The organism is Psychrobacter sp. CX16 (genome assembly GCF_057396245.1).
Map to the genome: position 1 here is coordinate 52,104 of NZ_JBXYJF010000017.1, position 9,421 is coordinate 61,524.

Consider the following 9,421-nt stretch of genomic DNA (forward strand, 5'->3'; position numbering starts at 1 on the left):
GGGCTAAGCTGTTTTGATTGAAACCATACCTCTAAGTCTTTCATATTAATGATTGAAAAATAGCTGTTCAACATATCTCAAAAGCTTTAAACAGTTGACAGTTATAAGAGATTCCAAAAAGGGATATACCCTAATGAATGAAACGTGCTGGGATGTCTTGGGCATTATGCCCACAGCAGATGAAAGCGTCATCAAAAAAGCATATGCCCTAAAATTAAAAGACATATGCCAGATAAAAATCCCGCTGGCTTTCGGCGCGTTCGAGAAGCGTACGAGCAAGCGTTAGATGAGCGCTACTTTTGGTATACAGATGAGGACAACGTCGATGACTCAGAGGCAATAGATGAAGACATACCGTCAGCAAATCAGGGTTCAGCTGACTTGGCACAGACCTCCGATGATACTGAGCTATCAGACCGTTTTTTATCGCACTACTCACCCATCGACGATACATTAAATCATGATGTGCCTAGCGATGGGCTACTAATTAATGACAGTTTAGGCGATGAAGATGGCGCTTATTATTTTAACCCAACTGAGCAAGCAGATTTAGCCGGTACCCTTTTGTTACGACAAGCTCAGCAACAGCTCATTGAGTGGCACAAAGACTGGCAAGACTGCCTTGTCAATGACAGCGACACTGGCGAACAATTAGATGACCCTAGCCAACAACAGCCTATACTAGATAGCGATCATCTCTCTAACAAAACTGCAGACACACGTTTGACCCAGTGTTTGACTGAGCAATTTGAGCAACTGACAGAGTTTCCGCTCGATGCTTTAGAGGATTATGAAAAAGCACTAATTATCTTTTTTGATGATCATATAAAGGTGTATCCTAATGCCTACTCACTTGCTATCGATTACTTCGACTGGCAACAATATATCGATGGCTGGCACTATCCGGATTATCCGTGGAGTCTACTGCGCGATATTAAGGACGGTTATACGGCAAATATTCACTTCGCCAATAAGCAGCGCTTTCGGCAGTATATGGCTAAAACGTATCCTCTGCTTTATCAGCACTGGGACTTTGGATTGCCTTATTCTAAAGCGCCCAGTCGTTGGCAGTTTTTTTGTCAGCTTTGGTTTCCCATACCGGCCATAGTGCTTAATCAGCAAGTCAATGCACTGCAAGCAGAACTGCTCTCTGCCAGTGCATCATCGGCCATAACGAACAAAGAATTAAACTACCCACAGCTTGTCATCCTTAAAAAACGACTTAGCCCATTTGGTTTTATTAGATGGACTGATTTTTTGTTTATTGCGCTTATCGTCGGCACTTTAATTTTAAATTTAGAACTGATATTTCCATATGCTTCGGCTTTATATGATTATATCGGTGTGGTGACGCTTATTAGTCTTGCTTATTTATATTGGCAACTTCAACTCAGCTATCTGGCAGACCCAGAGTATCATATTCTAAGCAAAGGCCTACGTACCTGTTGGGGCGTTATGAGCCTATTATTATGGATATTATTCGCCGATTACATTCCCATATACCCGCTCTGTTTTGACGGCTACTACTTTGCCCATCTTGCTGGCTGTAGCACACTGTTGGTGCTCACCAGCTTTATGCAGCCTGCCCACTTAAAACATATCATATGGGTTGCCGCACTGTGTTTGCTGTTATTTATCGTCGTATTGCCAGTGGCCGCTGAAGCAAGCGGTGGCTTAGATTATATGGTACTTACCAAAGGCTCTATACCGCCGCTGGTTTGGCTTGCGCCTATGCTGCCGGTGTTATTGGTGACGCTTGGCTCATACGCTTATCCACTAAGACCCCTGCTTATCATTGGTAAACATATATTAACCGGCTTTAGCTTAGGCTCTGCCCTCTTAGCTTTCCTGATTCTGGTTTCTGGCTCTGATATTTTGACCTCAAACTATTTGCTATTAACGCTGTTGGTCTCGCTATTTTCCTTGGTATTGCTATTTATGTTGATGTTTGTCTCAACCAACAGCTTTAATGAGCCTGATATGTTCTAAGCCCTGTGCTTCTCTTTAACTCTACAATTAACTAATCAGCATTAAACCACCTTAACCAATTCTAATAAGCGCAAACCCTCAATTTTTGGCTCGCCATTATTGCTATCGACTGGGAAGGGCTGACTGTTACCACTTAGCTGATAGCCACGGCGCTCGTAATAGGCTTGTAAATCTGGGCGCTGTGACAAGATGTTCATGGTCAAACGCACCCCATCTTTATTATCATTAGCGCTAAGGTGGCGGGTAGCAAAGGTTTCAGCCGCTTCCAAAACTTGGCTGCCCACACCTTGACCTTGCAGGCTTGGATCTACTGTGAACAATCCAATGTAAGCGCTATTCGATTCTTGCTTAAAGGTCACCAAGATAGTGGCCAAGATTTTGCCGGATTCTTCTTTATCCGTTTCTTGAGTGCTATTAGGTTTAATTTCAGGATAAACAAAGAAGTAATTATCAGGGTTCTCAAGAATAGATTGAATCTCCTCAATTGTGGTACGAATACCACCGACCAGATTTGCTTCGTTGGTCCAACCCACATCACTGCGAAAGGTTAGGTTCAATAAACTAACGATGGCTTCAGCATCATCAAGGGTTGCTCGGCGTAGAAATAAATCAGAATAAGACATAGCTGCTCCAAAATAATAACAACTAGAAGTTAGAAATATGACGATATATTTATATTAGACAATATATTTATACTAATTAAATCATTGTCTTCTATAAAATAAAAAGAGCATTAAAGTAAACATGCTACTATTAAGCGTAATCACATCTTCCTTAATTTCGAGCTTTATATGACCAATACCAATAATACGAATACCAATAACGAACCAACTAATTGCGCTGAAATCACTCAAGATGAAGTTAACACCCTTACCTGTACGGGCGACCTGCCTCAGCCCTATCCGGTGCCTATTTTAAGCGCCTCGTTTAAACACAGCCCCAGTGATTTTCAGGTTGAGGAAGTGTTAGACATTGGGCTAAGCGGTGAGGGTGAGCACTTATGGCTATTGATTAAAAAGACCGGTATGAATACCCTTTTTGTGGCACAGCAATTAGCCAAATGGGCCAAGATACCCAGCCGTGATGTTGGATATTCTGGACTTAAAGACCGTCAGGCAGTCACCACGCAGTGGTTTAGCTTACGTATTCCAAAAGGCGAATTACCAACGCTTGGTTTTGCAGACTATATTCAGCAAAATGCGGTGCCAAGCCGTCATACTGCTGATGAATCGCTAGAGGTGCTCGAGCAAATTTGGCACAGCAAAAAACTGCATAAAGGCGCACACAAGGCCAATCGTTTTGTGATTCGCGTACAGAATATTGTGTTTAATAACAGGGATAAAGGTAATAGTAATACTGACTCGACAGTTGGCCAAGAAACGGTCGATAGCGTGTTAAATACGATAAAGACTCACGGCGTGCCTAATTATTTCGGTGAACAGCGCTTTGGTCGTAACGGCAATAATATTGCCACTGCTTTGGAGTGGTTCGAGGAAGGTACGATTAACGGTCGTAAACCGCATCCGAAAAAGAGCCGTGATTTGCAATCTTTGCTTTTGTCATCTGCACGCAGCGCTATTTTTAATCAAATCGTTGCCAAACGAGTTATTGACGGCACGTGGAATACAGCGCTTGAGGGTGATGTATTTAATTTAGATGGCTCAGGCTCGGTATTCACCGTTGAGCACATTGATCAAGAGATACAAGACAGACTTGCCAGCGGCGATATTCACCCGACTGGCGCGTTATGGGGTATCAAAAATGACAAAGTGGCCGCAGATGCCAAAGCGTTGGAGGAGCAAATTGTCAGTAAAGATTCGACTCTACAAAGATTGGCACACGGCTTAGAACAAAAGCAGATTAAAGCCATGCGCCGTGCCCTACGCCTGCCAGTTAGCGAATTAAACTGGTCGTGGGCTGATAATACGACGCTTGTATTAGACTTCACCTTATCGACTGGCAGCTTTGCCACCAGTGTATTGGCGAATTTAGTTGAGCAATTAGACAGTTAGATTTTTAAATCAAGACTTAAATCTACGCACTAAGGCCATCAAGCATATCGGCAATTACCAACGTTTGACCCTCGGCTAAACTTGGCACATCGCCAAGTTTACGCCACGGCATGCTGCTGCCATGAAAATCACTGCCGGTTGATACCATCAAATTATGCTCAGCGATGCTGCGATCAACCATACGGCGTTTGCTAATTGGCTCATCATTGCTCGGAAGCTCACAGCCGTCACCACCAAATTCAGCAAATTCAGCGATTAATTTACGCACTCGGGTCGCCGATAAGTTATAACGAGTTGGATGCGCCAGTACTGCTTTGCCACCGCAGCGATGAATCAGCTTAATCGTGTCCTCCATACTCAAGGTTTCAATCGGCACATAAGCGGCTTTGTTATCAGCAAGATACTTATCAAACGCCTTTTGCATAGTCGGTACAATCTCTTTTTCTAACAAAACTTTAGCGATATGCGCGCGCCCTACTGCATCGGCGTTACCATCAGCCTTATTTAAAACCGCTTGCCACAGCTCATCAAAATCACGGCCTGTTAATCCCGCCATTTTCTCTACAATCATACGTCCACGATTACCACGGCTGACCTGAATATGGGTCAAAGTGTCATTCATCTCATCGAAATTGTCAAAGCCCAATGCCAAGACATGAATCACCTTATCTTTGGCTTTATTTTTGCCATAGCCACCGGTTAAGGTATGCTGACAGCTAATCTCCACCCCATTAATTAAAGTAATTCCCAGCTCTTCTGCGACCTGCCTGGCCTCTGGAATACCCTTTAATGTATCGTGGTCGGTTAAAGCAAAGATATCGATATTGGCATCATGCGCCTTTTGCAATAACTGACTGGGGCTATTACTGCCATCCGAGCAGGTGCTGTGGCTGTGTAAATCGATGCGTTTATAAGCAAGGGTTTTGTGAGTATTTTGTGGCATAGAAGTTGGTGACGTTGAGCTGTGCGACATAGTTGCGGTCTTTATTAATAACAATGAAATAGGACTGTTATTGTAACGGTTAATCGCTCTGTTTTGGTAATCAATTGGTTTTTATATAAAGTGAATGAGTTGTCAATAAATAATTGGCAATAAGACGATACATTCCATTTACATTGCACATACTGATAAATACGCGTAAATAACTCAGCGATATCAGAGCGTTTAGAGTCAGTCCTTTTTTTTGCTAGCAAGGGCGTGTAAACTATCGACAGCTTATTTCCTTTAATTTTACAACTGTGGTCACTATGAAAGCATTGCTCGATTTTATTCCGTTACTCGCCTTTTTTTATGTGGCTAAAACGCAAGGTATTTTAGCCGGCGCTGGAGCAATCTTAATTGCTACTGTGGCCGTTGCTGTCATTCATCTAATTACTCAAAAGGGTAAACTGACTAAACAGCAGACTATTACCCTAGTGTTGACCGTTATCTTCTGTGGTTTAACCTTATTATTCCATGACGATATTTATCTTAAATGGAAATCAACAGTGATTAATGGCATCTTTGCGTTTGCTTTATTAATGAGCGTTATTGTTGGCAGACCGCTGCTACAAATGGCGATGCATAATATCTTTACCTTGACCAAATCGGGCTGGAATAATCTGACTATCGCATGGGCGGGCTACTTTGTTATTATGGCCGGACTGCAATACTACTTCGCGTTTTATACCAGTGAGCAGACTTGGATTAACTTCAAAAGCTGGGGCTGGCTACCCTTCATGTTAGTGTTTATGGTCGGGCAGTTTGTTATACTTAAAAACCATATGAACCCTGAATTATCCGATGATAAAAACAAAAAATAGCATCACCGTTTAATACTTAAATCAGGATAATTAGAGCGATTTTTACTCTCAAAGGTTTTCTAAAAGGATAGATTATGCCTTTATTTATGATTGTCGGTCATGACGTTGCCAATTCAGCCGAGCTTAGAGCCCAAACACGTGAGGCACACCTTGCCCGCCTAAGACAGCTTGAGCAAGAAGGCCGTCTTGTACTTGCAGGCCCCTGCCCTATTGAACATGGCGACAATGCAATGTCTGGCAGCTTAATTGTGGCTGCATTTGATAACTTAGAAGCGGTGCAAGCTTGGGCAAACGACGAGCCGTATCTAACCGCTGGCGTTTATAGCCATGTCGACATCAGACCTTTTATTAAAGCACTGCCTAGCGCTTAAAACACGCTGTACTATGCCTGTTATTCTTTATTTATTCGATTTTCTACCCGTTTATTTATATACCTTTCTATAACATTATCGATTTTTTGTCACCGGAAATGATAGCCATGTCTGTCTCAGCTTTAGCACCTAAATGCCATAATATCCCTCGCTCTATCGCCCTTTTGGGTCGTGCTATTTGTTTTACGCTAGCGGCAGGCTTGTCTATAACAGCGCCGACTGTTGCGATCGCCGCCCCGACCGTTGTTGTGAATAATCAAAACAATACGGCTAATGATGGCAATGAACAAGCTGCTGACCCACAAGTAGCGCCGTTGCCTGCATCCCCCTTTAATCAAGATGCCAATCAAGCAAATCAAAATGGCAACACTCAGGACAATCCTGATGCCCTTGCTAATCCTAACAGCCTCGCTAATGATATGCAGCCTAATGACAGCGAGCTTTCTGTAGCTAACCAAGAGCTACTGAGCCGTAATGCGCAGCTACAGCGTGATGTCAATGACCTTGAAACCCGCGTCAATGTACTGATTAACGAGCGCAGCGGCCAGCTATTTATGTATGGCGCGGTAACCGTTGCTGTGTCGTTATTTTTAGGCATTTTATTGGGCGGGTTTATCTTTAGCCGCCGTGAGCGCTGGTAGAGCTAGACCACCTAGTATTCGCTAGACTGTCTTTTTAATCACATATCCTGTTTATCCTCTTGAGCTTAGCCCATGACTGACAATACTAAGCACACCCCAAAAATGCCGCCTACCATTAATCTTGATGAGATAGATAACAACGTCTCGCCGGCGGCATTAACGTGGCGAGAAGATGAGCTAGGTAACTTAGTGCCTGTCTCTGATATCTTTGGTGATGTATATTATTCATTGGCCGATGGTCTGGCTGAGTCACGCTATGTCTTCGTTGAGCAAAACAAGCTACCCAAACGATTCCGCCAATTATTTGAGACGAATAGTGTACAAGCGCACCACGGTGATAACCACTTTACCATTGCTGAGCTTGGCTTTGGCACAGGGCTCAATGTCTTGCTCACCTGGCAGTTATGGCAGCAAGTACGTGATGAGATGAGCGCTATCGCTTCTGATAGCAATCATGCCGACGCCAATCTTAATATCCAAAATGTAAATGCTCGGCCAAAGCAACCGCGCCTGCATATCATCAGCACCGAAAAATACCCATTAACCCATGCCGACTTAAGTCGTAGTCTTGAGAGCTGGAAACAGCGTGATGCCAGTTTAATCCCTTTTATCGATCAGCTGTTGGCTCAGTATCCGACCTTGGTATCTGGCTGTCACCGCTTGCACCTAGAAGCGGATGTGACATTGGATTTATGGCTCGGTGACGCGGTATTAAGCTTGCAAAGCTTGAGTAATCGTCCCAGTAACCCGTTCAATCAAGCGCATGTGGATGCTTGGTATTTAGATGGATTTGCACCCTCTTGCAATGAGTCATTATGGGCACAGCAAATTTTTGAGCAAGTCGGACGTCTGTCCAAACCTGGGAGCACCGCCGCTACCTTTAGCAGTGCTGGCGTGGTAAAACGGGGATTAAAAGCACAAAGCTTTGCTATTAAAAAGGTCAAAGGCTTTGGACGTAAACGCGAAATGCTCACCGCTACCATGCTTGAGCAGGAGGAGCCTGATTTAGTAGAAGCCTCTGATTTAGTAGAAAGCAATCAGGGGACTCAACTAGACAGTCAAACGGCAAGCAAACAATCGACACCTCATACAGATTACAATCACGTTGCCATTGTTGGCGCGGGGGTCTCTGGGCTGATGGCAGCATGGTCATTGGCACAGCGTGGTATTCAGGTTACGCTACTTGATAAATCAGCACCCCTATCAGGTGCCTCGGGCAATCCAAGAGCCTTACTTGCGCCCAAAATGACGCCACTGGCGCACATCGCCGAGCATTTGCACAGTATTGGCTATCTATACAGTCAGCGATTATATAAACAGCTACAGCAAACCGTAAGTAATCAGAATGTCTGTATCTTTGAACCAACCGCAACACTTGACTTACTGCTCAAAGCCAATGTAAATGCGACGCAAATCGCTGAGTATCCGTCACAAATGGCAACGACCCTATCTATTGAAGATGCCAAAGTGATTTCTGGATTAACTCAGCAAAACCTTGAAGATAATTTGTACCTGCCGCAAGCCGGGCTAGTCAATCCGCAGGCACTGGCCAATCGGGTTTTGGCGCATCCTAATATCACCTTTACTCAAGCCACTATTAATCAGATTAAGTCTGTCGATACGTCTATGTACGTGCAGATAGAATGTGATGGACAAGCGTCTATTAACGCCGATGCAGTAATTATTGCTGCTGCTTTTGACAGCAAAGCATTGGATGCACGTATATTTGAGTTCCGTAAAATCCGTGGTCAATTATCATGGTTTGAGCCGACTCACCAGCAGCAACAAGTCCTGCCTAAACTGCCGCTAAAATACGGTGGCTATTGTGCTCAGTTTACGCCAAGCCAAGGTGATGATGCCTTAAATCCGGTCAGTCCCAATACGCCAAGCTTTTTATTGGGTGCAAGCTTTGTGCGTAACGACACAGATACCCAGATTCGCAGCTCTGAACATGCGGTAAATCGCGACAAGCTCATCACCGCTATTCCAGAACTAGCAAACGTATTGTCAAATGATAGGGCTACGGCTGACGATACATTCGATGGTTGGCAGGCACGAGTGGGTATTCGAGCGCAAACGCCTGACTATCACCCCTTAGTCGGTCAGCTCGATGAACTAGGTTTAATTTGGACACTGAGCGGCATGGGCTCTAAAGGTTATGCCTTTGCACCGCTGTGTGCCGAAGTATTGGCGGATATGATGACAGGACAATTTGTGCCCCTACCGCAAGCTTTATTGGCTAAACTATCGCCGCAGCGTAAAAGTTTACAAAAACCATTAAAGTAGCGTTTCTAGATTTAGAGACATGTCTCGTCCTAAAATAGGTTGATGATTTAAAACAAGCCAGATACCCCGTGTATCTGGTTTTTTCTATGCAGAACAACCATAACTTTGATGAAACTCGAAAGGCGTTCTCATATTCAAACTCAAATGCGGTCTCATATGATTATAAATATAAACCGACTCATCAACGAGCACTCTTAGCTCATCTAACGTATTACACTGATGAATTAAAAACTCATCCTTTAAAATGCCATTAACGCGTTCAGCTAAAGCATTTTGATAACAGTCATAGCCATCTGTCATAGACGGTCTAATGTTGTTC

9 protein-coding genes are annotated in these 9,421 nt (G+C 43.8%); 6 read left to right on the forward strand and 3 right to left on the reverse strand.

Features of this window, described 5'->3' with window-relative positions; translation table 11 throughout:
• Positions 1–225 precede the first annotated feature (225 nt).
• Positions 226–1,989: a hypothetical protein gene (locus tag AC2SLM_RS07910; protein ID WP_486553060.1), complete on the forward strand. Its 1,764-nt coding sequence runs from the start codon at positions 226–228 to the stop codon at positions 1,987–1,989.
• A 41-nt stretch (positions 1,990–2,030) separates the two neighbouring features.
• On the opposite strand, the gene AC2SLM_RS07915 is transcribed toward AC2SLM_RS07910, so the two are convergent.
• Positions 2,031–2,612, reverse strand: a complete 582-nt coding sequence (locus AC2SLM_RS07915) for a GNAT family N-acetyltransferase (protein WP_486553062.1) — start codon at positions 2,610–2,612, stop codon at positions 2,031–2,033.
• A 168-nt stretch (positions 2,613–2,780) separates the two neighbouring features.
• Between AC2SLM_RS07915 and truD the strand changes: the two genes are divergently transcribed.
• Entirely contained in the window at positions 2,781–4,001 is a 1,221-nt protein-coding gene (truD, locus tag AC2SLM_RS07920; RefSeq protein WP_486553064.1) for a tRNA pseudouridine(13) synthase TruD, read from the forward strand.
• A 22-nt stretch (positions 4,002–4,023) separates the two neighbouring features.
• On the opposite strand, the gene AC2SLM_RS07925 is transcribed toward truD, so the two are convergent.
• On the reverse strand, positions 4,024–4,944 hold the full coding sequence (locus AC2SLM_RS07925; RefSeq protein WP_486553078.1) for a PHP domain-containing protein: 921 nt from the start codon (positions 4,942–4,944) through the stop codon (positions 4,024–4,026).
• Between the two features lie 305 nt (positions 4,945–5,249).
• Between AC2SLM_RS07925 and ispZ the strand changes: the two genes are divergently transcribed.
• The 4 genes from ispZ to mnmC1 all read left to right on the forward strand — a co-directional run bounded on the left by ispZ (position 5,250) and on the right by mnmC1 (position 9,102).
• Complete coding sequence (ispZ, locus tag AC2SLM_RS07930; RefSeq protein ID WP_486553066.1) at positions 5,250–5,804, forward strand: septation protein IspZ; 555 nt, start codon at positions 5,250–5,252, stop codon at positions 5,802–5,804.
• A 74-nt stretch (positions 5,805–5,878) separates the two neighbouring features.
• Positions 5,879–6,175 carry a YciI family protein gene (locus AC2SLM_RS07935; RefSeq protein ID WP_486553068.1) on the forward strand — a complete coding sequence of 99 codons (297 nt, stop codon included), beginning with the start codon at positions 5,879–5,881 and terminating at the stop codon, positions 6,173–6,175.
• 107 nt (positions 6,176–6,282) lie between these two features.
• Positions 6,283–6,816, forward strand: coding sequence for an SH3 domain-containing protein (locus AC2SLM_RS07940; RefSeq protein WP_486553069.1), 534 nt, complete (start codon positions 6,283–6,285; stop codon positions 6,814–6,816).
• Positions 6,817–6,888: 72 nt separating this feature from the next.
• Positions 6,889–9,102, forward strand: coding sequence for an FAD-dependent 5-carboxymethylaminomethyl-2-thiouridine(34) oxidoreductase MnmC1 (mnmC1, locus tag AC2SLM_RS07945; protein WP_486553071.1), 2,214 nt, complete (start codon positions 6,889–6,891; stop codon positions 9,100–9,102).
• 84 nt (positions 9,103–9,186) lie between these two features.
• Here the strand turns inward: mnmC1 and AC2SLM_RS07950 are convergent.
• A partial coding sequence (locus AC2SLM_RS07950; RefSeq protein ID WP_486551188.1) for an integrase core domain-containing protein occupies positions 9,187–9,421 on the reverse strand: 235 nt, incomplete at its 5' end.